Genomic DNA, 26,164 nt, shown 5'->3' with positions numbered 1-26,164 from the left:
TACCGTCGAAGCCTTAGCAACTAAAGTAAGTGGTATAACGACGGATACCCAATACTATGTTTAACCTCTCGCGAATGCTTTCTAAGGAAAGCAGCCATATAGCGGCCATCGACCTTGGCTCTAACAGTTTTCATCTAATCATTGCCCGCTGGGAGAATCAGCAGCTAACCCTTTTGGACCGATTGCGCGAACCTGTGCGGATGGGTTGGGGGCTAGAGGCAGACGGCAGCCTGAACCCCGAGGTGCAAGAGCGGGCACTGGCCTGTTTGGAGCGTTTTGGCGAGCGTCTGCGCAACTTTCCCTCGGGCAGTGTGCGGGCGGTGGGGACCAAAACCCTGCGCTCAATCAATAATTCGCGCGAGTTTTTAGCCGAGGCTAAAGTAAAGTTGGGCCATCCGGTGGAAATTATTTCCGGTGATGAAGAGGCGCGCCTGATTTATTTGGGGGTGGCTCACTGTATTGCACCGGGTGATAAAACCCGGCTCTTGGTGGATATCGGTGGAGGCAGTACCGAGGTTATTGTGGGCCAGGGTATGGAGCCGCGCATCAAGGAAAGTTTGAGCATGGGTTGCGTTGCTATAACCAAACGCTTTTTTGCCGATGGCAAGGTGACCGAAAAGGCCATTAAAAAAGCGCGCATCGCCGCGGGCCAGGAAATTACGCCGGTGGCGGATGAGTACAGTGACCACCCATGGCAAGAAGCATTGGGCGCTTCGGGTACCATTAAGGCGGTGGCTAATGTCTGCCTGCAGGCGGGCTGGAGTGACGGTGAAATTACCTTAAAATCGCTGGAAAAAATCCTCAAGCGCTACGCTAAACACGGCTCCACCGATATGGAGCTAAGCGGTGTCTCGGAAGATCGCCAGCCCGTTTTTTTAGGCGGCGCGGTGGTCTTAACGGCCCTGTTTGAACAGTTGCACATCGACACTATGGTCGCTGCCGATTGGGCATTGCGAGAGGGCCTGTTGTTCGATTTGAAAGGCCGTTTGGAAGACCACGATATTCGCGAGCAAAGTGTGCAGGCGTTGGCGCAGCGATTCCATGTCAATATGGGCAAAGCCGAGCGCGTGGCGCTGATGGCACAAACGCTGTTGCAGCAGGTGGCTGACTCTTGGGCAATCGAGGTGGGCGATGCCGATAAGTTATTGCGCTGGGCGGCTTATCTTTATCCTGTCGGACTGGATATTGCTCACAGCGACTATCATAAACACTCCGCCTACATTGTGGAGAATGTCGATATTGCTGGCTGCTCGCGCGCCGAGCAAGCGCAATTTGCCGCACTGGTGCGCTGCCACCGAAAAAGTTTACGGGAAAAACATTTTGCGGATGTGGGCACCGAGTTAATGCCTCTGGCCATATTGCTCCGCCTTGGGCATTTGTTTAATCGCACCAAAAGGCACAGCTTGCCCGAAGGCTTGCGCATTAACGCCGAAGGAAAAAATATCCAGCTTGCGATTGATGCCGACTGGCTTGAGCAAAACCCACTGACCTTGGCTGACCTAGAGTCGGAAATGGTGCATCTGGAAAACGCCGGTTACCGCATGACCATTAGTAGCTCGGTTGAGTGAGCGCCAGCTTTAATAACGCGCCCCAAGAGCTACTTGTTTAGCTGTTGCTGGCCCACTGATTGAGAAGCGTGCCCTGCGCATCAACCGCCGCTTCTCCTTCGGCGGGTTGCAGTTTTTCGTAGTGACCGTCGCTGTGCAATACCCAAGCGTGTGTGTTGTCGGCCAGGTACAGTTCTAAATCACTGATAATTTGCTCGCGCAATTTTTTCGCTTTAACCGGAAAGCAAGTTTCTACCCGGTGGAACATATTGCGTATCATCCAGTCGGCGCTGGAGCAGTAAACCGCCGGGTCGCCAGCGTTTTCAAAATAAAACACGCGAGTGTGCTCTAAAAAGCGACCGACTATAGAGCGTACATGAATGTTTTCCGATTGCCCTGCAATGTCCGGGCGCAACTGGCAAACCCCGCGCACAATCAAATCCACCTTGACCCCGGCGTTGGATGCCTCGTAGAGCGCCAGCACCAATTGCTCTTCGTAGAGCGAGTTCATTTTCACCACGATGCGGGCAGGTAAGCCGTTGTTGGCATTCTCAATCTCTTGATTGATATGCCTGAGCATGGCCTTGTGCAGGGTAAAGGGGGCGTAGAGCAGCTCATGCATTTTTGAGGCTTTGCCCATGCTGGAGAGCTGCAGAAAAATTCGGTAGACATCCGCACAGATATTACTGTCAGAGGTCATGACGCCGTAATCGGTGTACAGCTTGGCAGTTTTAGGGTGGTAGTTACCCGTACCTAAATGAACATAGTAGGCGAGCTTTTTCTGTTCGCGTCGTGCCACCAGCAACATTTTGGCGTGGGTTTTATAACCCACCACGCCGTAAATAACGTGAATGCCGTAGCGTTGTAACCGCTCGGCCAGGGCGACGTTTTGCTCTTCGTCAAAGCGCGCTCGCAGCTCGACAATGGCGGTGACTTCTTTGCCCGCTTTAGCCGCTGCCACCAATGCATCGACCACCGGCGAGTTTGAGCCGGTGCGATACAGCGTTTGCTTAATGGCCAGTACGTCGGGATCGGTAGCCGCTTCGCGAATAAAATCCACCACCGCCTGGAACGAGTCGAACGGGTGGTGCAATAAAATATCGCTTTTTTTCAAGGCATCGAAATAGTTGTCGGCTTTTTTGGGCAGTTTGGGCATTGATTGCACAAAGGGCGGAAAGACCAAGTTGCTGTCTTTTACCAAATCGAACAAGTCCGACAAGCGGTTAAGGTTGACCGGGCCGTTCACTTTATACAAGTCGCGCCGGTGAATCTCGCAACGCTCCAGCAAAAAGTTTTCGATATCCGGCGGACAGGTGCCGGTGAGTTCCAGACGCACCTCATCGCCGTACTGGCGATAGACTAACTCGCCCTGCATCGCACGCAGCAAATCGTCGGTTTCCTCTTCGTCGAGGAAAATGTCCGAGTTGCGGGTCAGGCGGAACTGGTAGCAATCCTGTACGGTCATGCCGACAAAAATATCGCCCATAAAGTAGTGAATAATGGACGACATAAAGACGAACTCGCGGCCATTATTCGCCACCTCGGCAGGCAGCTCAATCATATTGGGCAGCGAGCGCGGCACCTGCACAATCGCCCGGCCGGAGTTGCGGCCAAAGGCATCTTTACCGTCCAGCTTGACGATAAAGTTAAGAGACTTATTCATAATGCGCGGGAAAGGGTGCGCCGGATCCAGCCCGATAGGGCTTAGCAGCGGCAGTATTTCGGTTTCAAAGTATTCGCGCAAATAGGTTTTTTGCTCGTCGGTCCACTCGTCGCGGCGCAACAATCGCATACCGTGCTGATTGAGCAACGGCAGTATTTCTTCGTTGAACAGAGCGTACTGTTCGTCGACCAGTTGGTGACAAATATCGCCGATAGCGGATAAGTTTTCACCGTGTGTGAGGCCGTCGGGGGGGATGGCGCTGGTGCCCACTTCCAGCATTTGCACCAGGCCGCCCACCCGAACTTCAAAAAATTCGTCTTGGTTGGTGGAGAATATGCACAGAAAGCGCAGCCGTTCGAGCAGCGGGAGATCTTTATCGTAAGCTTGGTACAGCACTCGCCGGTTGAATTCCAGCAAGCTTAGCTCCCGGTTAAAAAACTGCTCGGACACGTTACTACCTCTGTCTAGATGCTTCATAATTCTCCCTGCAAGCTATACCGAGTATATGACATATTTGTGACGAAGGCGGTTCTGAGTGCCACTGCTGACAAATTAGCACACTGAAAACCGGTTTTCCCCTCGATGGTGCCTGGCCGCTGAGCTGAACAGGCGTGAGGGATATTTCGGGCGTATCAGCGGGTGAGTACCAAAGCCAACCCCCCGGGGTTTTCTGAGGGTGGCTCTGGTGTAAACCGGCAATTAAGCCTCTTCCAGCCCCAAATTGCGGACAATATTGGCCACGGGCTCGGCCTGATTCATGGTGTAAAAGTGCAAACCAGGGGCGCCGCCTTCGAGCAGTGTTTCGCACAACTCGGTGACCACTTCCTCGCCAAAGTCGCGCAGTGCCTCTGGGTCGTGCTCGAAGCTCTCTAGTCGGCGTCGCAACCAGCGCGGAATATCGGCACCACAGTTATCCGAGAAACGGGTCAGGTTGCGATAGTTAATAATCGGCATAATACCCGGGTAAATGGGGTTTTCGATACCGATTTTGGCGCAGGCGTCCATAAAGTAGAAGTACGCATCCGGGTTAAAGAAGTACTGGGTAATGGCATTGTTGGCGCCGGCGTCAAACTTTCCTTTTAAGTAACGCACATCGTCGTCGTAGCTTTTAGCCTGCGGGTGAACTTCCGGGTAGGCGGCCACCTCCAGCTCAAAGCTATCGCCGAAATGCTGGCGAATAAATGCCACCAGCTCGTTGGCGTATACCAATTGGTAAGAGCCACCCACACCCGAGGGCATATCGCCGCGCAGAGCGACAATGCGCTCCACTCCGGCGTCGCGATACTCTTCAATTAGACTTTTCATGGTCGCTTCGTCGTCGCCGCCAAAGGATAAGTGCGGCGCAACGGCGGTGCCCAGATCATTAAATTGCTTGACCAGGCTCTTGGTGTTGTCGCGGGTAGAGCCGCCAGCGCCGTAAGTGACCGAGAAAAAGTCCGGCTCAAAAGTCGCTAAAGTATCGCGCACCGCAGCCAACTTAGCCCGGCCTTCATCGGTTTTGGGCGGAAAGAACTCAAAGCTCAAGCGTAGTGTGTCTTCACTCATTGTATGTTCCTTTCGGAACGCAAAACGCAAAACGTAAAACGCGATACGCCAGTGATTAACCGGCGTTCAGCGTTCAGCGCTCGGCATTTAGCGTCCTATTAATATTTATAACTCTCAGGCTTAAACGGGCCGTTTACGTCCACACCGATGTACTCGGCTTGGTCGTCGCGCAGTTTGGTGATTACGCCGCCAAAACCTTCCACCATGTGCAGGGCCACTTCTTCGTCCAGTTGCTTGGGCAGCACTTTAACGTAGAGGTTGTTGGGCTTCTCGGCGGCGGGTAGGTCGGCGAATTTGCGCTCGTACAGATAAATTTGCGCCAGTACCTGGTTGGCGAAAGAGCCGTCCATAATGCGCGATGGGTGACCGGTGGCGTTACCGAGGTTAACCAAGCGGCCTTCGGACAGTAGCAACAGGTGATCGTTGCTGGCGCGATCGCGGTAAACTTTGTGCACCTGGGGTTTAATTTCTTCCCACTCCCAGTTCTCGCGCATATAAGCGGTATCGATTTCGTTATCGAAGTGGCCGATGTTGCACACGACGGCGCCATTTTTAAGCGATTGCAGCATGGCCGAGTCGCACACATTGATGTTGCCGGTGGTGGTGACGAGCAAGTCGGTCGTGCCCAGCACAGCGGTGTTGACGTCGGCGACATTGCCGGTGTTGATGCCATTCTGGTAGGGCGATACCACTTCAAAGCCGTCCATACACGCCTGCATGGCACAGATGGGGTCAATTTCGGTGACCTTCACAATCATGCCTTCCTGGCGCAGTGATAAAGCAGACCCTTTACCTACATCGCCATAGCCAATAACCAGAGCTTTTTTGCCCGACAGCAAGTGGTCGGTGCCGCGCTTAATGGCATCGTTCAGGCTGTGACGACAGCCGTATTTGTTGTCGTTTTTACTTTTGGTCACAGCATCGTTGACATTGATGGCCGGTACCTTCAGCTCGCCTTTTTTCATCATGTCGTGCAAGCGGTGAACACCGGTGGTGGTTTCTTCACTGATGCCGTGAATATTATCCAGCAGTGCCGGGTATTTTTCGTGGGCTAATTGAGTTAAGTCGCCGCCGTCATCGAGAATAATATTCGCATCCCACACTTCGCCGTCTTTAACGATGGTTTGCTCAATGCACCACCAAAACTCTTCTTCGGTTTCGCCTTTCCAGGCAAAAACCGGAATACCTGCGTCGGCAATGGCCGCGGCGGCGTGATCCTGAGTTGAAAAAATATTGCACGATGACCAGCGTACTTCCGCACCCAGGGCAATCAAAGTTTCAATCAGCACGGCAGTTTGAATGGTCATATGAATACAACCCATGATCTTGGCACCGGCCAGAGGCTGCGCGTCAGCATACTCGGTACGCAGCGCCATCAATGCCGGCATCTCGCCCTCGGCGATATCAATCTCACGACGACCCCACTGGGCCAATTGTTGGAACTCTTCCGCTGTTTTGGCGGCGACTTTGTAGTCGGTAAATGTGGTGTTGCTCATAAAAGTCTCCGGTTTTAATGTCGCTGAACGCTGAACGCTGAACGCTGAACGCTGAACGCTGAACGCTGAACGCTGAACGCTGAACGCTAGTGCGCCACCTTAATCTTATTGATTAGGCTGGCAAGCTTGGCGAAAAGACGCTCAATAGGTTCGCAACAAATGTCTTTGTTTAAAAAGTTAAGTCTTGCGGCTATTTCCAGCTGAGTTTCCAGCTCGGCCAATGAGCCACGGCTAATATATAAAAAACGCAAAAAATCTTTTTCGCTGCTTCTCGCAGAACCTTCTGCAATATTGCTCGCAACGCTTACTGCAGCTCTTCGCATTTGGCTGACGAGCCCAAACTTTTCGCTGTCGGGTAGCTGTGACGTTACTTGATAAATAATTTCAACCAACGCCATCGCATCGTGCCAAACATGCAGCTGTTTGTGTTTTCTCTCCATTGTTAGCCTCCTTGCTATGTGGATCGTTATGCTGGTCGAATGTTTTCCGCATTCCGCATTCCGCATTCCGCATTCCGCATTCCGCGTCAGACGTCCGCCATTTTATTTAAAGTGCCTTCTTCAACGCCTCTACCTTATCGGTTTTTTCCCAGGTGAATTCCGGCAGTTCGCGGCCGAAGTGGCCGTAGGCGGCGGTGGCGCGGTAAATGGGGCGCTTGAGGTCGAGCATGGCGATCAGGCCTTTGGGGCGCAGGTCGAAGTGTTCGCGCACCAGGTTTTCAATCTCGTGGTCGGCCAGCTTGCCGGTGCCGAAGGTGTTGATCGAAATCGAGGTGGGCTCGGCCACACCAATGGCGTAAGACACCTGAATTTCGCAGCGGTCGGCCAGGCCGGCGGCGACGATATTCTTGGCGACATAGCGGCCGGCGTAGGCCGCCGAGCGGTCAACCTTGGAGGGGTCTTTACCCGAGAAGGCGCCGCCGCCGTGGCGGGCCATGCCGCCGTAGGTGTCGACAATAATCTTGCGGCCGGTCAGGCCGCAGTCGCCTACCGGGCCGCCGATAATAAATTGGCCGGTGGGGTTAATGTGATACAAAGTGTCGTCGTGCAACCATTCGGCGGGCAGTACCGGTTTAATAATTTCTTCGCGTACCGCCTCTTGCAAATCTTTTAGAGCAATGCCCGGATCGTGCTGAGTCGAGAGTACCACCGCATCAATGGCAACCGGCTGGCCGTTTTCGTAGCGCAAGGTTACCTGGCTTTTGGCGTCGGGGCGCAGCCAGTCGAGCTTGCCGTTTTTGCGCAACTCGGCCTGTTTTTCTACCAAGCGGTGCGAGTAGTAAATGGGGGCTGGCATAAGTACGTCGGTTTCGTTGGAGGCGTAACCAAACATCAGGCCCTGATCGCCGGCACCTTGATCTTTTTGCTCGGCTTCATCCACGCCCACGGCAATGTCGGCCGATTGTTTACCAATGGCGTTGAGCACGGCGCAGGAGGCGCCATCAAAACCAACATCGGAGCTGTTATAGCCAATGTCGAGAATGACCTGACGAATTAAATCTTCCAGATCGACATAGGTCGAGGTGCGAACCTCGCCGGCAACCACGGCCATGCCGGTTTTTACCAGAGTTTCTACCGCGACGCGGGCTTCCGGGTCATCGGTCAGAATGGCGTCCAGTACGGCGTCGGAAATCTGATCGGCCAGTTTGTCTGGGTGACCTTCCGAGACCGACTCGGAAGTAAAAAGGGCGTATTCGGCCATAGTCGATTGGCTCCTGTTCATTAAAATCGAAAAATTAAACTCGTTTAAAAAATTGTCGCAGCTGCACCTGAAAACCATTGCGCAGGGCAATGTACATGCTTTGGCCGTCTTCCAGGCCGGCGTCCTCCGCCCACTGGGTAAGGTCGGCGGGCTCAAAGCCCTGCCACAGGTCGCCGCAATTTTCCCGCGCCCAGTCCTGTTCGTGGCGGCACAGCTCGGTGACGATCAGGGCGCCGCCCGGTGTCAGCGCGGCGCTCAGGTCTTTAAAAATATCCGCCGGCGATGGTGTGTGGTGTAGCACCATATTCATCACAATGCCGTCGGCCAGTACCCGGTGTTGTGCCAGGCTGCTGGTATCGCCGTGAATAAACTCCACGTTGCTCAGCCGGGCTTGGGTGGCCGCCTCGCGCGAGTGCTCCAACATGGCATCGGCGCTGTCGAGCGCCACAACATGGGCGAAGCGTTTGGCCAGCGCTGGCAAAAACTCGCCCTGGCCGGGGCCGACTTCCAGCGCCAGGTGCCGGCTTTTAAAAGGGGTGTTGCTTAACAATTGCGCAACCTGCTCACCGTACACTGGGTAACTGGCAATAAGGTCTTGTTGGGCGCGAAATTTGTGCGCGTTATCGGCGAAAAACTGTTTGGAGGCCTGGGCGCGCTCGTCGCCGATAGCGCGGCACTGGGCATCGATGGCCGGCTCGGTCGCCAGTTGGTCCACACTGTGGAACAGGGCCTGCTGCAAATCGGCCAGTGGGTGGTCCGGTAAAACCATCGTGCGCCGATAGTAAATTGAGTTGCCCTCGCGGCGCGAGGTGGTGAGCCCGGCGGCGGTTAGCAGCTTTAAATGGTGGCTCATGCCGGATTGGCGCACATCAAAAATACGGGCCAGTTCGGAGACGCCGTAAGAGTTCTGCGCCAAAATGGCTAGAATTTGCAAGCGCAGCGGGTCGCCCGCCGCTTTTAGTAAGCTGGCGAGAGTGTCGCTGGCCGAGGTGTCGGTCTCGGCGGCGGGAGTGTCGTTGGCTGCCGGAGCAGTGGCTGATTGAGTCATGGCCGCTATACTAGACTAAAACCAAACCTATATCAAAATATTTTGATATAGGTTTGGGCGGCAGGTGGCTGGCATTGCCGGCGACTGTGTGCAAGTTGCCATTATTAAGCTCGTTGCGGGGCGACTCTGGGCTTTTACCTTTACTGTGAGCCTTAGGTGCGGGACAATAGCGCGCCCAAAGTGGAGCCAAGCGTCTCTGTGCCCTGTATTGGTATGGCCTAGACCCGCAACCACGAGTTAACAAAGGTTGAGTAACGACAGAATTTAGGCCCGCCAGAGGTCAACTTGAATCTAACCCAAGCTACTTTATAAGGAGCCTTGACCCCTATGCCGTCTCGTTTAGAACTTGCTAACGCCATCCGTGTCCTTTCTATGGATGCCGTGCAAAAAGCCCAAAGTGGCCACCCTGGCGCCCCCATGGGCATGGCAGATATTGCCGAAGTGCTGTGGAACGACTTCCTCCAGCACAATCCCCAGAACCCTCAGTGGAGCGACCGCGACCGTTTTGTCCTGTCCAACGGTCATGGCTCCATGCTGATTTACTCACTGCTGCACCTGTCGGGCTACAACCTGCCCATGGAAGAAATCAAAAACTTCCGTCAGTTGCACTCAAAAACCCCCGGTCACCCCGAATACGGCTACACCGAAGGCGTTGAAATTACCACTGGCCCGCTAGGCCAGGGCATCAGTACCGCCGTGGGTATGGCCATTGCCGAAAAAATGCTGGCCGCACAATTTAACCGCGACGGCCATAAAATTGTCGATCACTACACCTACTGCTTTATGGGTGATGGCTGCATGATGGAAGGCATCTCGCACGAGACTTGCTCCATGGCCGGCACTTTGGGGCTGGGTAAATTGGTCGCTTTCTGGGACGACAACGGTATTTCCATTGATGGCCATGTTGAAGGCTGGTTTACCGACGATACCCCCAAGCGCTTCGAAGCTTACGGCTGGCATGTGATTGCCAACGTTGACGGGCACGACCCAGAAGCGATTAAGCGCGCGATTGACGCGGCCAAGGCGGAAGATCAAAAACCGACCCTGATTTGCTGCAAAACTACCATCGGTTTTGGCTCGCCCAATAAATCTGGCTCGCACGACTGTCACGGCGCCCCGCTGGGTGACGATGAAGTCGCGGCCACTCGCGAATTCCTAAAATGGGAGCACGCGCCCTTTGAAGTACCCGCCGATGTTTACGCCGGTTGGGATGCCAAAGAAGCGGGCGCTGCCGCCGAGCAGAGCTGGCAAGAAGCCTTCGACGCTTATAAAGCCGCCTACCCCGCAGAAGCGGCCGAGTACGAGCGCCGCGTGATCAATGGCGATCTGCCCGCTGAATTTGCCGCTAAGGCCGATGCCTTTATCGCCGAGTGTCAGGCCAACCCGGAAAAAGTGGCCTCGCGCAAAGCCTCGCAAAAAACCATTGCTACCTTTAACAAACTGCTGCCAGAAATGGTGGGCGGCTCGGCCGATTTGGCCGGCTCTAACCTGACTATGTGGGAAGGCTCGCGCCCCATCACCGCGGTTAACGCCGACGGCAATTACATTTACCACGGTGTGCGTGAGTTTGGCATGAGCGCCATCATGAATGGTATGAGTGCTCACGGCGGCTTTATTAACTACGGTGCCACCTTCTTAATGTTCCAGCAGTACGCGGCCAATGCGGTGCGTATGGCAGCGCTGATGAAGTTGCGCAACATCTTCGTTTACACCCACGATTCCATCGGCCAGGGTGAAGATGGTCCTACCCACCAACCGATTGAGGTGCTGGGCACGCTGCGGTTGACGCCCAATATGCACACCTGGCGTCCTTTCGACAGCACCGAAACCGCGGTTGCCTGGAAGTCAGCCATTGAGCGCAAAGACGGTCCCGCCGCGCTGGTATTTAGCCGCCAGGGTATCGACCCGGTTGAGCGCGCCGACAGTCAAGTGGCCAATATTGCCAAAGGTGGCTACGTACTAAAAGATTGCGAAGGCACGCCAGACGTAATTCTGATTGCCACCGGCTCCGAAGTACCGGTTACCGTTGAAGCCGCCGACAAACTGACCGCAGAAGGCAAAAAAGTACGCGTTGTGTCTATGCCGAGCACCAGTGTGTTCGACCTGCAAGATGCAGAGTACAAAGAGTCTGTATTGCCGCTGGCCGTAAGCAACCGCGTTGCCGTTGAAGCGGCTCACGCCGACTTCTGGTACAAGTACGTGGGTATCGATGGCCGCGTGGTGGGCATGACCACCTTCGGTGAATCTGCCAAAGGCCCGGACTTGATGCAATACTTCGGCTTTACCGCCGATAACATCGCCGCCACCGCACAAGAGCTGTTAGATTAAGCTTTAGTGCTGACAAACGCCGCCGTCCCCCGGCGGCGTTTCTTATACTCTCTTTTGAATTTTTCCTATTTAGCAGCGCAGAGCGCAATTTACGGAGCGACACATGAACGTAAAACTGATGAGTGATCAGGACCTTTCGGGCAAGCGCGTATTGATTCGTCAAGACCTGAACGTCCCCCTGGATGAAGGCAAAATTACCAGCACCGTGCGTATCGATGCCTCCTTGCCTACCATCCAAAAAGCGTTGGAAGCCGGTGCCAAAGTGATGTTGATGTCTCACCTTGGGCGTCCGGAAGAGGGCACGTTTGATGCCGCTGCATCACTTGCGCCTGTGGCTGCGGAGTTGGGCAAAAAATTGGGCCGCGACGTCCCGCTGATTAAAGACTGGGTAGATGGCGTCGACATGGGTAACGCCGACGTTGTACTGCTGGAAAACGTGCGTTTTAACGCCGGTGAAAAAGCCAACGACGACGCGCTGGCGAAAAAAATGGCCGCGCTGTGTGACGTGTTTGTGATGGACGCCTTCGGCACCGCGCATCGCGCACAAGCCTCCACTCACGGTGTGGCGAAATTTGCCCCCATCGCCTGTGCTGGCCCTCTGCTGGCGGGTGAATTAGACGCCTTGGGCAAAGCGCTGGATAACCCAGCCCGCCCGCTGGTAGCCATTGTCGGTGGCTCTAAAGTGTCCACCAAACTGAGCGTGCTCGATGCCCTGTCCAAAATTGCCGACATTCTTGTCGTCGGTGGTGGCATCTCCAACACTTTCGTGGCCTCAGCTGGTAACGAAGTGGGCAACTCCCTGTACGAAAAAGACCTGATCCCCGAAGCTCAGCGCTTGCGCGATACGACCGAAGTGGTTTTTGCCACCGACGTGCGTACCACCAAAGAAGGCTTTAGCGACTGGAGTCACAACAGCAAAACTGAAGTTAAAGCGGCAAGTGAGATTCAAGCTGACGAAGAAATTATCGACTACGGTCCCGAAACGGCCGCGCGCGTAGCCGACATTATTAAAAACGCTAAAACCGTTTTGTGGAATGGTCCCTGCGGCGTGTTTGAATTCGACGCCTTTGCTCAAGGCACCGAAACCATTTCCCGCGCTATTGCCGACAGCGACGCTTTCTCGGTAGCCGGTGGTGGCGACACCTTGGCGGCTATTGATAAGTGGAACCTGGCCGATCAGGTAAGCTATGTGTCTACCGGCGGCGGTGCTTTCCTTGAGTTTGTTGAAGGTAAGCAGTTGCCAGCGGTGGCGATTTTGGAAGAACGCGCGAAGGGGTAGGTTTTTAACCTTTCAGTGTTTTTAAAAGGCGAGCTTTTTAGCTCGCCTTTTTTTATGATTTTTCTGCGTTCTGCGTTCTGCGTTCTTTTACCTGTCGTCAAGCGTTCGACCTCAGACTTTCTATTATGCTTTTGCCCTTTTTCGCCGGGCGGGCGAGTCACTTTTCGTGACGCGACGAAAAGTAACCAAAAGGCGCGCCCGCTCATCTCAGCCCTCGGCAACTGCTCCTGCGTTGCTCTAATACACTACATCCATGTAGCTATACGGGGTCCCGAATTCGAGCCAATTTTGAGGGTCGGAAAAGATCGCCCAGCCCAGGCTGCCCTCTCTGCTTTCAGCATTCACCTTGTTCCCAGCGCTTTTCCTTAATTGCACTTCCGTGTGCAATTAACCCACAAAATTAGCTCGAATTCGGCTGGATGAGAAGGGGGAGGGGACTTTGTAGCGGGTTTCGTTTTTGCGTCAGGTGTCAGACATCAGACATTGATACTATGTCAAATTCAATGCTGAACATGAGACGGCTTACTTTCTGATCCTCGATTTCTAGCCATATTTTTGATATTTCTCTGCTTTTTCATGGGTTTAAGAGCCTAAGTTCACGAGACTTAATAAACATGATACATTGCCGACTGCTGTTCAAATTGGCTTCTTTACCTTTCTGTAAAAATGCGCCAATTTAAAGGAAATAATATAAAATACAATGAGTTGTGGCGAGTTTCTAAAAGCAATCTAGGCGTGATACATTGCCAGGCGCATTTTTTAACTCGCACATTAATAAGCTGTTATGCATTTTTGAAGGAATATGAATGTCGGTAGAAGTGATCAAAGAAAAAATCTTTCAGTTCTTATCCTCAAGTGAACCTGAGGTTATGGCTATCAAAGGCGAGTGGGGAGTTGGAAAGACCTTTAGCTGGAAGAAGTTTCTTAAAGATGCCAACTCTGAAGATAAAATAAACCTTGAACGATACTCCTACGTATCCCTTTTTGGTATCAACTCCCTAGAAGCTTTTAAGTATTCAATTTTCGAAAATGTTATTAAGAAAGAAATTATCGGTACTGAGGCTAGTATTGATACTTTCAAAAATAATACTTCGAGCCTAATCGAATCATTTGGAAGGCAATCGTTTAACTTATTAAAGGGTGCGCCAATAGTTAAATCATTCAGTCCTGCAATAGAGACAATCTCATTTTTGTCACTAAATAGCACTCTTATTTGTATAGACGACTTAGAAAGAAAAGGGAAAGGACTAGAAATAAAGGATGTATTAGGGTTGGTATCACTACTAAAAGAGCAAAAGAAATGTAAGGTAGTGTTGCTTCTCAATGACGGAGAAGATGGTCTCGAAGATTATGAGAAATACCGTGAAAAGGTAATTGATATCGAGCTTGGTTTTGCACCAGATCCAGAAGAGTGCGCGTCAATAGCATACTCTGACGAAACGCCCGCTCATTCTAGGCTAAGAGAGTTGACTACAAGCCTAGGTATTCGAAATATTCGTATACTTAAGAAAATCGAGAGATTGGTTACTTTGTCTTTACCTCTAACAGAAGATTTTGAACCGGAAATATCAGATCAAGTCATACACTCCCTAGTGCTTTATGCATGGAGTTATTTCTGTTCAAATTCGAATGAGGATATACCAACCTTAGAGTTTATAACTAGTAAGGGCTATACACTTCTTGGTATAGGGGATGAAGAAGTCAGTGAACAAGATAAGAAGTGGCAAACTACTCTACAAGCATATGGTTATCAGCTTAATGACGAGTTAGATTTATTGTTGGCAGAAACTGTCAAAACAGGATATTTCGTCGAAGAAGATTTCAAAGAAAAAGCATCTAATAAAAATCAGGAAATAGTCGCATCTAAATCTGAGGGCTCTTTCTCGGAAGCTTGGCGACTCTATCATGATACTTTCAATGATAACGGCGATGAGGTTATTAATGGATTGTATGAAAGCTTTAAGGAAAACTGTAAATATATTACACCCATGAATCTAAATGGCACTGTTTCATTGTTTCGGGAATTAGGTGAAGAGGATAAAGCAACAGAAATTATTGATATCTACATAGAAAGTAGAAAAGACGAAACTGAGCTCTTTAACATGGAGGAGAATAATTTCTTTGGTGATATTAGAGATCAAGAGATTATAGACAAATTTAACGATACTTATAATCAGTCTGTTACTACCGAGACAGCGAAACAAGTCTTAGATAGGATTGCTGGCCAAAGTGGATGGAATCAACGCGACGAAGTTGTGCTAGCAAACACACCTATTGATGATTACTACCATTTATTTAAAACCGAGGTTGGTCGGCACCTTTCATCCTTTGTGACTACATGTTTGAAATTTGGCCAGTTTGGGAGTGCTAGTGATCAACAAAAAGAGATTGCCAATAGAGCTACAGAGGCACTACGAAGAATTGCCTCAGAAAGCGAAATTAACAAAAGAAGGGTCAAGAAGTTCGGAGTGAGCTTTGAGGATGCATAACAAGGCGCTGCTACGGAAAATTGAACTTGCCCCACTTTAGTGGACACCTCTAGATAACGCATCTGGAGGTGAAAATGCCAAAGTATACAAACCCTCGTAAAACGTGGGAATATTCAAGAGAGTTCAAGGTGCGGGCGGTAAAGATGAGCTACCGTACCGACATCCAAAGTAAACAGGTCGCAGACGGCTTAGGGATTCACCCATTTATGCTGTCTCGCTGGAGAAAAGAATATAGAGAAGGTTTGCTCCAGGGCGACGGGAAGAAGCGAGTTGGTTTGACTAATAAAAAGAGATCTAAATCAGAAAAGAATGTCACTGAGACAGCGATTTTAAAGAAGGAGGTCGAGCGCCTTAAAAGGGAGAACGATCTTCTAAAAAAGTGGCAACAGTATCTGGCGGAGTCACATCAGAACGATTTGGATTTATCCACAGATACGGACAAGAATTCGGAGTAGCAGCATTGTGTCGCTGGCTGGGTGTTTCTAGAAGCGGCTATTATGCCTGGAGAGACCGTGAGCCTTCAAATCGAGAGATGTCTGACCAGCGGTTACTTGAGCAAATCGTCAAAGTATTTGAGGCTAGTGCTGGTCGCTATGGCAGCCCACGAGTCCAGAAGGCGCTACGAAGAAAAGGTGTTTGGGTCTCTCGTAAGCGCGTTGCTCGGCTAATGAGAGAAGCCGGTCTAAAAGCCCGTGTTGCTTGTGTTACTCGGCGCATGCCTGGGTTAAGACGGTTTTTGTCTAAAGGGGAAAATAAGACTCTAACTTTTGGTGACACGACGGCATGCAATCAAATATGGGTGGCTGATGTCACGTACCTTAAGTTAAAAGGACGATGGTGCTACTTGGCCACGATTATGGATAGACATTCGCGGTGGTGAACAGATGGCATATCAGGCACTACAAAACGCCAATCGAATTTACCCTCATAATTATATTGTTAGGCGCGGCTATATCCTCAACCTGTCGCCTCGTTGGGGTGGTTCGTGGCAGAAGATTAGCGATTTTGTTAATAATCAGCCGCTAGATTCAACGATTAATCCTAAGCTTGGAGAACTGGCTGGGTATGAACTGTTTGAGCGCGGTAATTTATTATATATAAAGAAGGAATATCAGTCGGCGCTGGAAATTTTTGATCAATCCTTGCAGTTTGGGCCTAATCCGGTGACATTGTATTATCGCGGTCGATCCAATTATTGGCTGGATAAGTACAGCCAGGCGATTGACGATTTCACTAAAGCCATCTATTTACAGCCAGATGTAGCTGACTACTATTACTGGCGCTCGAAGGCACTATATTATTTTGGTCGTTACACTGATGGGTTGGCTGATATTGAGCGAGCCTATGCCTTGAACCCCCTAGATGAGGGCATACAAAAATTTAGGACACTGCTGCTGCGTAAATATGAACACCCTCAGCTTAAGGGTGTTGATAAAAATAAGGCTCGTAACTTGGTTAATGAGCAGACCCCAAAATACGATGAGAAGGCTCAGTACTTAAAGGGATACTCACACTTAGCACTGGGCGAGAACGCGGCAGCCGAAGAGGTGTTTCGTCATTTGATCGTCATTAATTTTGACAATATCGATTATGCCCGATGGCTCGACTTTGCATTATTTAGGCAGGCAAAACTTGAAGAGATTGTACAGTTTTGGGATGACTTTATAGCGAGGAATCCAGAGTCCGCAGAGGCCTATGGAGCGCGCGCTGGTACTTACTATCACTTAGAGAAATACTATAAAGCGATCGATAGTGCGCGTATTGCAGAACGATTGGGTGATAAAAGTGCGGAAGAGTTTATCGTCCGGTTAACTAAATTGATTACAAGAGTGGAAAACACCGAATAGAGGCTATCCCAATAAATAGCAATGGTTTTATTGTTTACATAATCAACTAAGAGAGGGTTTAAGGTAACAGCTCTGGCTGTCAGGTTTGCTATAAATCAGTGATGTGCTCACCCGTCTATAGCAAACCTAGTATTCTTTATTCGCATTAAAAAACAATAAATCGAACGCCGACGATAAAAAGCAGCACGGCAAAGAGTTTTTTCAAAAGGGCTGAGTCTAGCGAATGTGCGAGTTTTGCCCCTACGCGTGCGAAAGGTACACTGGTGATGGCAATGCCTAATACCGCAGGCCAATATACAAAACCTGTACTCCAATGTGGTAAGTCATCGTGGTTCCATCCTGCTGCTATGTTAGCGAAAGTGGCGGCGAGTGCGATTGGTAAGCCGCAGGTGGCAGAGGTGGCAACCGCTTTACGCATATCGATGCGTAGCCAAGTGAGGTAGGGTACGGTGAACGTACCGCCGCCAATACCAAACCACGATGAGCCAAAACCAATTACACCACCGGCTATGCCCAACCCAATCGCCCCCGGCTCTTTACCTTGCCCGGGTAATTGCCAGTTTAAGAGCATTTTTAGTGACAGTATTAGCGCGAAAAATCCGATCAGCTTTTGTAATACAGGGCCGGGTATAGAGCTAATAAAGAATACCCCTACACTGGTGCCAAGCACTAACCCTAGAGTCATGTGTTTTGCAATACGGCCAATAATGGCTTTATTGCGATGATGTTCCCACACTGAGCTGATAGAGGTGAATACAATGCTGGCTAGAGAGGTGGCGACTGCTATATGGGTGAGAACATCGGGTGAAATTCCAATTGCGATAAAGCTAAAAATAAGTACAGGCACAATGACCATACCACCACCAATACCAAACAGACCGGCCATGAGCCCAGCGAAAGCCCCCACCATTAAATAAAGTAAAAAGAAGGACATGTGTGCCTCATATATGTCAGTGTTAGCAATCTAGCGTAATAGGTTGGAACCCCGTGAAAATACAACCGGGGTCTTCGATAACAAATCGATGAGTTTTATCGGGTGAGTTCGCCCCGAACAATATCTGCGCCGGCGCTTAAGGCGTTAAGTTTACCTCTGGCGATCTCGCGAGATAAGGGAGCCATGCCGCAGTTGGTGCAAGGATAAAGCTTATCAGGGTCGACAAAATCCAGCGCCTTGCGCAAGGTGTTGGCGACTTCGTCGGGTGTCTCAATGATGTTCGTGGCAACGTCAATGGCGCCAACCATGATTTTTTTACCGCGAATCAGTTCAATTAACTCTATAGGCACTCGAGAGTTATGACACTCCAAAGAAATCATATCGATAGTAGAGGCCTGCAATTTAGGAAATGTTGCTTCGTATTGGCGCCACTCACTACCAAGTGTTTTCTTCCAGTTGGTATTGGCTTTAATGCCATACCCATAACAAATGTGTACAGCTGTTTCGCAGTTTAGGCCTTCAGTAGCTTTTTCTAGTGCCGCGATTCCCCAATCATTGACTTCATCAAAAAATACATTAAACGCGGGTTCGTCGAACTGAATTATATCTACCCCCGCTGCTTCTAGCTCCTTGGCTTCTTGGTTTAATATTTTGGCGAATTCCCAGGCGAGCTTTTCACGACTCTTATAGTGGTCGTCGTAAAGCGTGTCGATCATTGTCATTGGGCCAGGTAGTGCCCATTTTATTGGCTGTTTGGTTTGTTGGCGAAGAAATTTAGCATCTTCAACAAAAACTGGCTTGGAGCGATGAACATCCCCCACCACAGTGGGTACGTTGGCGTCGTAGCGGTCGCGGATTTTTACGGTTTTTCGTCGTTCAAAATCAACACCGCTTAAGTGTTCAATAAAAGTGGTTACAAAGTGTTGCCGAGATTGTTCACCATCACTGACAATGTTAATGCCGGCGTTCTGTTGTTCTTGTAATGAGACTAGTAAAGCATCTTTCTTACCTTCGGTTAGGGCATTTCCTTCGAGTTTCCAGGGAGACCATAGTGTCTCTGGCTGGGAAAGCCAGCTAGGTTTAGGTAAACTTCCTGCTGTTGATGTTGGTAATAACTGTTTCATGGCGTTTTTTGTCAGTTTATGGGTTTCTTTAAAGTGTGTGATTGTCAGTGAGGTTTTTTAAAGCCGAATTAAAAGGATTAATAAAATATTCTTCAGCAAACTTGGCTTGTTTAATCGCCAAACGGCTTCGTTCCTCACGATCGTATTGTATTTTTGTTAATGAGTGATCAACATTATTCAAGTTGGGCTGATAGAGTTTTCCGGCTACCGCATTAGCGTTGTAAATTTCAGGCCGATATATCTTCTGAAATGTTTCCATAGTGCTGATGGTTCCGATTAACTCAAGATTGGTGTATTGATTCAGTAAATCATTTACAAAATAGAATGCCAAAGGAGCAACGCTATTGGGCGGCATAAAGTAGCGAACTTGCAGGCCCATTTTTCTAAAGTATCTCTCCGTCAATGAAGATTCGGTGGGCTGGTATTCAAAGCCTAAAACTGGATGGTGATTTTCTGTTCGGTGGTACGTTTTTTTATCGGAAACGCTTAAGCAGACAACCGGAGGTTTAGAAAAGTTACTGTTATAAGCTTCTGAATTTATGAATTGCTTAAAAATACTGCCGTGTAAGTCGCCAAAGTTCTCGGGAATAGTAAATTTATCCTGACCTTTGTTGTGATTTTGTAACACGATACTGAAATCATAATCACGGACATAGGACGAAAAATTATTTCCTACGATGCCTTCTGTGCGGATGTTTTCATTATGGTCATTAATAATGGTTTTTAGTATTTCTATTGACGGAAAGCTGCGATTTTCGCTCTCAACTTTCATGTCGACTGAAATAATTTCTAGGTCGATGCTGTAACGGTCCCCGTTTGGGTTGTCCCAGTGTGCTAGGGCGTTAAAGCTATTGTCGATCATTTTTAGGGCGTTACGCAGGTTCTGCCGACGATGCTCGCCTCGGGCGAGGTTGGCAAAGTTGGTTGTAACGCGTGTGCTGTCTGCAGGTTGATAGTTTTCATCGAAACAAATGCGTTTAATCGCAAAGGTAAGGTTGTGATTCATCGTCGCTTATCATCCATTTAGTGTGTAAATCGAAATTATTTGCGGTTCCGTTAAGGCCCTTTGGTCTCGCTCGTTGGCAGCTTGTCTAAGCGTCGGCGGGCTATGCCCATATTGGCGGCGAAGTATGGATGGCGAAGGGCTGGGGCTATTTATACCGAAATGAATGCATGAATAAAAATGATGTATATTAATGTATTCATTATATATATTCATGTATTGGGGCGGTGCGGTATGGTGTTGTGAGGTTGCTGGTTTAGGCACTACGTGTTTTGGTGGGGCAGGGTGGCGCTGGAGTCCCAGTTCAAGCTTCATAAGCACTGATATTTAGGAGCTGAGTTGCTGCGCCTTTTATTTCTTATGCTAGCCTCAGTTATACAACGGAGTCGATTTGATGCCATTGATTAGATGTTAAGAGTTACTTAAGTCGAATAAATAATCACATCAATGGCGGGATTAATTTAACCGCAATAACCTGCCTGATTAATCGCTTGAGACTAGGTTAGGTGACGTGATGAGGTAGTCTTGGTAGGCATAACAGGGCAGGTCTTTTGTTGTTTATATCATAATAAGTGCAAGGTGATAGAATTACATTATAATAACTATTTTTAATAAATAGTTAATGCTTAAAAATTCTGCTGTTATTGTTTTTATTATTTAAATAAGGTTTGTATGCATGAACTCTGATATTGGGATGTACGGTATCCCCTATAATATTTCACCACATGGAATGAAAATTGTTGAGTATTTTGGTTTAGAGAATGTGATAGTTAGGGAGCCTGATGACCGGTTCTCCCGTTATAAGCACTATATTTTAGGTTTTACTAACCGTTCGGGATCAAATTATTTGGCCGAAGTGATTGCAGGTGATGCCAGATATTCTCCGGCAAGAGAATCATTATGTGCCGATATGGTCATAGAAAAATCCAAAAAACATGGTTTTAAAAGATTCTCTGATTATTTGTTTTGGCTGGTTGAAAGCACTACTGAGCACGGGCATGCTTTTGGTGCTAAAGCGTCCTTTGGTCAACTAAGTTGGCTGGCTGCAACTGGTGTCTTTGAAAATTGTTTTCCGCAGGCGCGCATTATTCATATGAAACGGGAGAATGTGGTTGCTCAAGCGATTTCGTTGTCCATAGCAAGGCAAACCAAACAGTGGATGTCTACACAGAAAAGTAAAATTAATAGTGATGATATATCTTATAATCCGGTAGAAATTAATAGGTTTGTTAAAGAAATTGTCCGCTCTAATGCAGAGTTTGAGGGGTTTTTTCTTAAACACTCAATAGATCCGGTAGAAGTTTCGTACGAGGATTTTTGTAATAATACGGAACAAGAGCTTGGAAATATTTACAGGGCATTAGGTTTTTTTAATATAGGGTTAACTCTAAATATTAATGGCTCGAAATTGCTTAAACAGGCGGACACTATAAACCAATCTTTCGAAGATCGATTCAAGCAAGAAAACCGTATTGGAAATATTTCTAATAAATACTAATATATAAAAAATTCAGAAATACTTAATAAAATATTAGTAACGCTGTTCTGATCTGGTGTCGAGCGTGCGGCGCCAGACTTTGATTTGTGAATTCCGATAATTTTTTCTAAGTGAGTGAGTCAAACGTTTTATCCGCAGTAACAAATTTGGGATGAGGGAATGAATCTGTATTTCTATAGTAGGCATAATATAGATAACGAGTCTGCCTACCCACGATAATAATTTTGCTTTACTTCTTAACGGGGACGTTTTTTAGCAGTTCTACAATCACTGAGTTGCCATTCAGTTCAGCGAGGTCTATAAGGTAAGACTTTTCGAGCTCAACCATGGGCTCATCGGTTAATAAATCTTTAACGGAGGTTTCATCGCCATTGGCGATAGCGGTTTTCAATGCTGAAAATTTGTTGATACTTCGCATATATTTTCTCCCACTTGTGATTTCCTTTTCGGCCATATTTACCAACGATGGTGTCGGTATCAGGTTTATTCAATATCCGGGCTGCTGTTATTTGTAATCTTATCTTTATATAACAAGTATGACTTAAATTGGTAGTGCATTTCTAATAATTTTTGCTGGAATCTCCCGAGTTTGTCACATTGCACAGTGATGTCTGTCACACCTATGTCACCAATACCGGTAATAATCGATTATTTACTGAAGCTTTGGGGTGATATATGCCAGATGTATCTAGGCGGGGTTTTATCCGCAACGGTTTAGTGGGCCTTGGTGGTGTGTATGTGACATCGGCGCTGAGTGGTTGTGGCGGCAGTGACGATAGTGAAAACTTAGGAATGGGCACCTTTGCCCACGGGGTGGCCTCGGGTGACCCATTAGCCAATAGCGTTATTTTATGGACGCGAGTGACGCCTGCCGATAGCAGTGCAGAGGCGGTGCGGGTCAGTTGGGAGATTGCCGATAACCAAGCGTTTAATAATATCATTGCCGAGGGGTCGGGTGAGGCTCATATTGCTCGCGACTTTACCATTAAGGTGGATGTACAGGGCTTGTCGCCAGATTCACATTATTATTACCGGTTTAAAACGGCCAGTACCACCTCTACTGTTGGGCGTACACGTACTATGCCTGATAACAGTGCGGAGCAGCTGTCACTGGCTGTGGTGTCTTGCTCAAACTATCCGGCGGGTTTCTTCCATGTGTATAACGAAATTGCCAATAAGAGTGTAGATTTAGTGCTGCATTTGGGCGATTACATCTACGAGTATGGACGCGACGGTTATGCATCGGACATGGCAGCGCAAATGAACCGGGAAGTTTTACCGGCCAGCGAGATCCTGTCGCTGGATGATTACCGTGCCCGCTATGCACAGTACCGAACAGATAAAAATTTGCAAAAGGCTCACGCCTCGGCACCGTTTTTAGTGGTGTGGGATGACCACGAAATCGCCAACGATACCTACATCGACGGCGCAGAAAATCACGACGCAAGCGAGGGCGACTTTGTCGAGCGCAAATTGGCGGCACTGCGGGCCTATTTTGAGTGGTTGCCTATTCGCTCGGAAGGGGCACTCGACAGCGACGGCCTGGCTATGCCATCGAGTATTTATCGTCAATTTGAGTGGGGCAATCTGGTAAATTTATTGATGCTCGATACCCGTAACGAAGCGCGGGCTAAACCTCTGGAAACAGGCAGTTACTTTAATGCTCAGACGGGCACATTCGACTTTACCGGGCTGTTTGCCGATATAAACGATCCGGCTCGCGAGCTATTAGGCGCGCCGCAGCGCGACTGGCTGGCTGCGGCTTTGACTACCTCAAGTGCAACCTGGCAGATGTTGGGTCAACAGGTTTTAATGGGGCGAATGAATTTACCTTTTGCCATTGCCACCCAGCAAATGAGTATTCCGGATTACGCCGAGTTGGGCGCGCTGGCTTTATTAGCGGCGCGTGCAGAGCAGGGCGATCCGAGCCTCAGTACTGATGAGCTGGCGTATTTACAGGCTAACCAAGAGCGCCTTACGCCAGAGGTTGTGGCCTTACTGCAAGCGCCCAGTATCCCTTATAACCTGGATGCCTGGGACGGTTATGGCTATGCGCGCGAACAGGTGTTGGCCATGGCCCGCCAGGCTAACGCACGGTTGGTGGTGCTGGCTGGCGATACGCATAACGCATGGGCCAGTGAAATTGCCGATGCCGATGGCAATTTTGCAGCGGTAGAATTGGCCACCTCATCGGTAAGCTCACCGGGGTTGGAGGAGTACCTAGCCATACCGGCTGACGCTTACGCGCAAACCGAAGCGGGAATAGTCAATTTGGTGGAGGGGCTGAAGTATTTGAATAGTGCTGACCGTGGCCTGCTAACCCTGGACATTACCCACGAGCGTATTATCGCGCGCTGGGAGTTTGTCACCTCGGTACAAGACAGTGACTACAGCCTACAAGCCTCCAGAACTCAGGAAATGACGGTATCGGCGGATAATCCATATCACTTTAGTTAGTCATTTTCGAAAAAGTAAAATCTAAAACGCCGGGTAATACCGGCGTTTTTTGTGGTTTCTACTTTTTACTTTTGAGTGATTCAAGTATTGCCAGCCTTTACAGACTCCCTTTGCATATTAGAAAAATTATTCGTCAATCGTTGTAATTATTTCCAATAAGCGGTGTTAAATTAATAATGGTTCTAGCCACTATTTAGGTGAGTGCCAGCCGAGTGGGTGTGAATGTGAGCTATTTCACACGGGTGCGTTAAATTTAATTTTGGCATAGCAATTGCGACTAGCAAGTCAGAGATTGGGTTTACGGATTAAAAGCTGTGTATTGCGGCAGACATTTAGCCCGTAACTCCCTAATTTGTCTTAATGACGTTGGAGGTAGTTGCTATGAATATTTCTCGGAAAATGACAGTTGCTCAACGGACTCGTGTGTCGGTAGCGGCACTTGTTTTTGCTACCTGTGGACTCGCTCAGGCAGCAGAGGGTACCCCTTCTGAGCAGATTCAATCACCTATATCGTTTAATGAGGTCGATCGTGATACCAGTGGCAGTTTACACTGGCAAGAGGTAAAAGACGCATACGGCGCAAAGCTTGAATCGCTACATTTAGATAAGAGCACGACCCTAAATCGCTTCGATAAAAATGGCGATGACGTTTTAGAGCCGCAAGAGTATGCCGAGTTGTCACGGACTATCGCGCGTGATATTGCTAAGTCGCAGGATGCCGAGGTTGCGTATCAAGCGGGTGATCAGCGTCAGCGTGCGGCTGAAAGAACCTTTCAGGGCCAGAGCGACATGCAGGCCAAAGCGGCTGTTACGGTAGATCAGTTGCCGGCCGATAACGCTGATCGTGTGGAAGGTTTTAATGTCATCAATCGACAGGCAGATATTGTGGGCGAAGTTGAGAAGGTGATTGTCGACGATGGCAAGGTGCAAAACGTTGTGGTGAGCATTGGTGGTTTTATGGGTATTGGCGATAAAGACGTCTTGGTTGATGCTCGTGAGTTGCGTATCGATGTCGACCATGTTGTTTGGAATACGCCCCTAACTGAACACCGGTTGGATAATTTGCCTGAGTACTCAGAGGATGAGCACTCTTAATGGCAGGTGCAAAAAGTTGCTTGCGCAGAGGTCCTGATGATTGACAGTGCCACAGGTGTGAAATATCTGAGCCAGAAGTGCCGAGCTGCGCGGTCAAGTAGCTCGGCAAGTTTACTTTCCCGTCTACGGTGACGCTAGCGGTTAGTGCGATAGAGTTTGATGCAACCATTGCAGAAATTGCGGATAGGGCGGAGCACCGGCTTGTTGATCGAGTATTTTCCCCTGTTGAAAAATCATTAGGGTTGGAATGCTGCGAATTTGAAATTGCGCCGCTGATTGCGGAGCCTGCTCGGTGTTAACTTTTATAAAGCGCGCGATTGGCTCAAGCTCCGCGGCTCGTGCAAATGCTGGGGCAAAGCTCTGGCAGGGGCCACACCATTCGGCCCAGAAATCCACCACTAAGGGAAGCTGCTCGTGCGATAGCCAGCGGGTAAGCTGCGCGTCGTTAGCGCTAATGGGTTGACCGGTAAAAAGTGACTTGTGACATTTACCGCATTTGGGGGCCTCGCTTAGGCGAGAATCATCCACCCGGTTGGCGGTCAGGCAATGGGCGCAGAGAGTTTGCAGGTATGCCATGGTTATTCCTCTTTATATGCAAGGGTGCATTATAACAAGTGACGAAGCGTCTGAAAGGTTTATCGCTGTAAGTATAGATGTGTGGAAATGTGCTCGGAGATGAGCTAAAAATGGAGGTAATACTAACCCCTATACTCTGGAGATGAGTCTATGAATTCGATTAAGCACGGCATAAGTATTGGTATGGAGCGGGTGGGCAGTGATTTTTTTCTCTCCCTTAAAGCCGTGGGTACATTAACCCATGCCGATTATAAAATCATAACACCGTTTATAGATTCAGCTCTTGAGTCTGTTAACTCACCTAAGGTGAATGTGCTGATTGATGGCACAGAGCTGGAAGGATGGGAAGCTCGGGCCGCCTGGGATGATTTTAAGATCGGCCTTAAGCACAATAATCATTTTCATAAGATTGCAATTTTAGGCAATAAACGTTGGCAAAAAGTGGCGGCAAAGCTCGGTAGTTGGTTTGTATCGGGTGAGGTTGAATACTTCGAGAGTCAAGAAGCAGCCATAGTCTGGCTGCTGGAGCGTTGA

General features: G+C 49.1%; 22 protein-coding genes. 11 read left to right on the top strand and 11 right to left on the bottom strand.

Going from position 1 to position 26,164, the window contains the following annotated elements; translation table 11 throughout:
- Positions 1–56 precede the first annotated feature (56 nt).
- Positions 57–1,568 carry an exopolyphosphatase gene (ppx, locus tag Q4563_RS05440; RefSeq protein WP_303603875.1) on the top strand — a complete coding sequence of 504 codons (1,512 nt, stop codon included), beginning with the start codon at positions 57–59 and terminating at the stop codon, positions 1,566–1,568.
- Between the two features lie 37 nt (positions 1,569–1,605).
- On the opposite strand, the gene ppk1 is transcribed toward ppx, so the two are convergent.
- From ppk1 to Q4563_RS05410, 6 genes are all read right to left on the bottom strand, one after another.
- Positions 1,606–3,687 carry a polyphosphate kinase 1 gene (ppk1, locus tag Q4563_RS05435; RefSeq protein ID WP_303603874.1) on the bottom strand — a complete coding sequence of 694 codons (2,082 nt, stop codon included), beginning with the start codon at positions 3,685–3,687 and terminating at the stop codon, positions 1,606–1,608.
- Positions 3,688–3,909: 222 nt separating this feature from the next.
- Entirely contained in the window at positions 3,910–4,755 is an 846-nt protein-coding gene (gene metF / locus Q4563_RS05430) for a methylenetetrahydrofolate reductase [NAD(P)H] (RefSeq protein WP_215976201.1), read from the bottom strand.
- Positions 4,756–4,853: 98 nt separating this feature from the next.
- Positions 4,854–6,251, bottom strand: a complete 1,398-nt coding sequence (gene ahcY, locus Q4563_RS05425) for an adenosylhomocysteinase (RefSeq protein WP_303603873.1) — start codon at positions 6,249–6,251, stop codon at positions 4,854–4,856.
- An 86-nt stretch (positions 6,252–6,337) separates the two neighbouring features.
- Positions 6,338–6,757 (bottom strand): four helix bundle protein, encoded by a 420-nt coding sequence (locus Q4563_RS05420; protein WP_303603872.1) that lies wholly within the window; start codon positions 6,755–6,757, stop codon positions 6,338–6,340.
- Positions 6,758–6,797: 40 nt separating this feature from the next.
- On the bottom strand, positions 6,798–7,952 hold the full coding sequence (metK, locus tag Q4563_RS05415; RefSeq protein ID WP_215974633.1) for a methionine adenosyltransferase: 1,155 nt from the start codon (positions 7,950–7,952) through the stop codon (positions 6,798–6,800).
- A gap of 34 nt (positions 7,953–7,986) precedes the next feature.
- Complete coding sequence (locus Q4563_RS05410) at positions 7,987–9,000, bottom strand: ArsR/SmtB family transcription factor (protein WP_303603871.1); 1,014 nt, start codon at positions 8,998–9,000, stop codon at positions 7,987–7,989.
- 327 nt (positions 9,001–9,327) lie between these two features.
- On the opposite strand from Q4563_RS05410, the gene tkt reads away from it, so the two are divergent.
- From tkt to Q4563_RS05385, 6 genes are all read left to right on the top strand, one after another.
- Positions 9,328–11,328, top strand: coding sequence for a transketolase (tkt, locus tag Q4563_RS05405; protein WP_303603870.1), 2,001 nt, complete (start codon positions 9,328–9,330; stop codon positions 11,326–11,328).
- Positions 11,329–11,431: 103 nt separating this feature from the next.
- Entirely contained in the window at positions 11,432–12,607 is a 1,176-nt protein-coding gene (locus tag Q4563_RS05400; RefSeq protein WP_303603869.1) for a phosphoglycerate kinase, read from the top strand.
- Positions 12,608–13,413: 806 nt separating this feature from the next.
- Positions 13,414–15,096: a hypothetical protein gene (locus Q4563_RS05395; RefSeq protein ID WP_303603868.1), complete on the top strand. Its 1,683-nt coding sequence runs from the start codon at positions 13,414–13,416 to the stop codon at positions 15,094–15,096.
- 74 nt (positions 15,097–15,170) lie between these two features.
- Positions 15,171–15,551, top strand: a complete 381-nt coding sequence (locus Q4563_RS05390; RefSeq protein WP_303603867.1) for a transposase — start codon at positions 15,171–15,173, stop codon at positions 15,549–15,551.
- A 77-nt stretch (positions 15,552–15,628) separates the two neighbouring features.
- Complete coding sequence (locus Q4563_RS23605; RefSeq protein ID WP_442903722.1) at positions 15,629–15,976, top strand: IS3 family transposase; 348 nt, start codon at positions 15,629–15,631, stop codon at positions 15,974–15,976.
- Between the two features lie 4 nt (positions 15,977–15,980).
- On the top strand, positions 15,981–16,943 hold the full coding sequence (locus Q4563_RS05385; protein ID WP_303603866.1) for a tetratricopeptide repeat protein: 963 nt from the start codon (positions 15,981–15,983) through the stop codon (positions 16,941–16,943).
- 145 nt (positions 16,944–17,088) lie between these two features.
- Here the strand turns inward: Q4563_RS05385 and Q4563_RS05380 are convergent, their stop codons facing one another.
- The 3 genes from Q4563_RS05380 to Q4563_RS05370 all read right to left on the bottom strand — a co-directional run bounded on the left by Q4563_RS05380 (position 17,089) and on the right by Q4563_RS05370 (position 20,007).
- Positions 17,089–17,877: a sulfite exporter TauE/SafE family protein gene (locus tag Q4563_RS05380; protein ID WP_303603865.1), complete on the bottom strand. Its 789-nt coding sequence runs from the start codon at positions 17,875–17,877 to the stop codon at positions 17,089–17,091.
- 95 nt (positions 17,878–17,972) lie between these two features.
- The gene (locus tag Q4563_RS05375; RefSeq protein ID WP_303603864.1) at positions 17,973–19,001 is read right to left on the bottom strand and encodes a methionine synthase; all 1,029 of its coding nucleotides are present in this window, start codon (positions 18,999–19,001) and stop codon (positions 17,973–17,975) included.
- A gap of 28 nt (positions 19,002–19,029) precedes the next feature.
- Positions 19,030–20,007, bottom strand: coding sequence for a putative oxygenase MesX (locus Q4563_RS05370; RefSeq protein WP_303603863.1), 978 nt, complete (start codon positions 20,005–20,007; stop codon positions 19,030–19,032).
- 673 nt (positions 20,008–20,680) lie between these two features.
- Between Q4563_RS05370 and Q4563_RS05365 the strand changes: the two genes are divergently transcribed.
- Complete coding sequence (locus Q4563_RS05365) at positions 20,681–21,502, top strand: Stf0 family sulfotransferase (protein ID WP_303603862.1); 822 nt, start codon at positions 20,681–20,683, stop codon at positions 21,500–21,502.
- A gap of 229 nt (positions 21,503–21,731) precedes the next feature.
- Here Q4563_RS05365 and Q4563_RS05360 read toward each other — a convergent pair whose 3' ends face one another.
- The gene (locus tag Q4563_RS05360; RefSeq protein WP_215978204.1) at positions 21,732–21,920 is read right to left on the bottom strand and encodes a hypothetical protein; all 189 of its coding nucleotides are present in this window, start codon (positions 21,918–21,920) and stop codon (positions 21,732–21,734) included.
- Positions 21,921–22,177: 257 nt separating this feature from the next.
- On the opposite strand from Q4563_RS05360, the gene Q4563_RS05355 reads away from it, so the two are divergent.
- Together Q4563_RS05355 and Q4563_RS05350 are read left to right on the top strand one after the other, a co-directional pair.
- Complete coding sequence (locus tag Q4563_RS05355; protein ID WP_303603861.1) at positions 22,178–23,959, top strand: alkaline phosphatase D family protein; 1,782 nt, start codon at positions 22,178–22,180, stop codon at positions 23,957–23,959.
- A gap of 381 nt (positions 23,960–24,340) precedes the next feature.
- Positions 24,341–25,054, top strand: coding sequence for a PRC-barrel domain-containing protein (locus Q4563_RS05350; protein WP_303603860.1), 714 nt, complete (start codon positions 24,341–24,343; stop codon positions 25,052–25,054).
- A 141-nt stretch (positions 25,055–25,195) separates the two neighbouring features.
- Here Q4563_RS05350 and trxC read toward each other — a convergent pair whose 3' ends face one another.
- On the bottom strand, positions 25,196–25,630 hold the full coding sequence (gene trxC / locus Q4563_RS05345) for a thioredoxin TrxC (RefSeq protein WP_303603859.1): 435 nt from the start codon (positions 25,628–25,630) through the stop codon (positions 25,196–25,198).
- 150 nt (positions 25,631–25,780) lie between these two features.
- On the opposite strand from trxC, the gene Q4563_RS05340 reads away from it, so the two are divergent.
- A complete protein-coding gene (locus Q4563_RS05340) occupies positions 25,781–26,164 on the top strand; it encodes an STAS/SEC14 domain-containing protein (protein WP_303603858.1) in 384 nt (127 codons plus the stop codon).

The sequence above is a fragment of the Gilvimarinus sp. 1_MG-2023 genome, from assembly GCF_030548285.1.
Note: the sequence above shows the minus strand (reverse complement) of the source record. Positions and strands in the feature narration are given on the sequence as shown.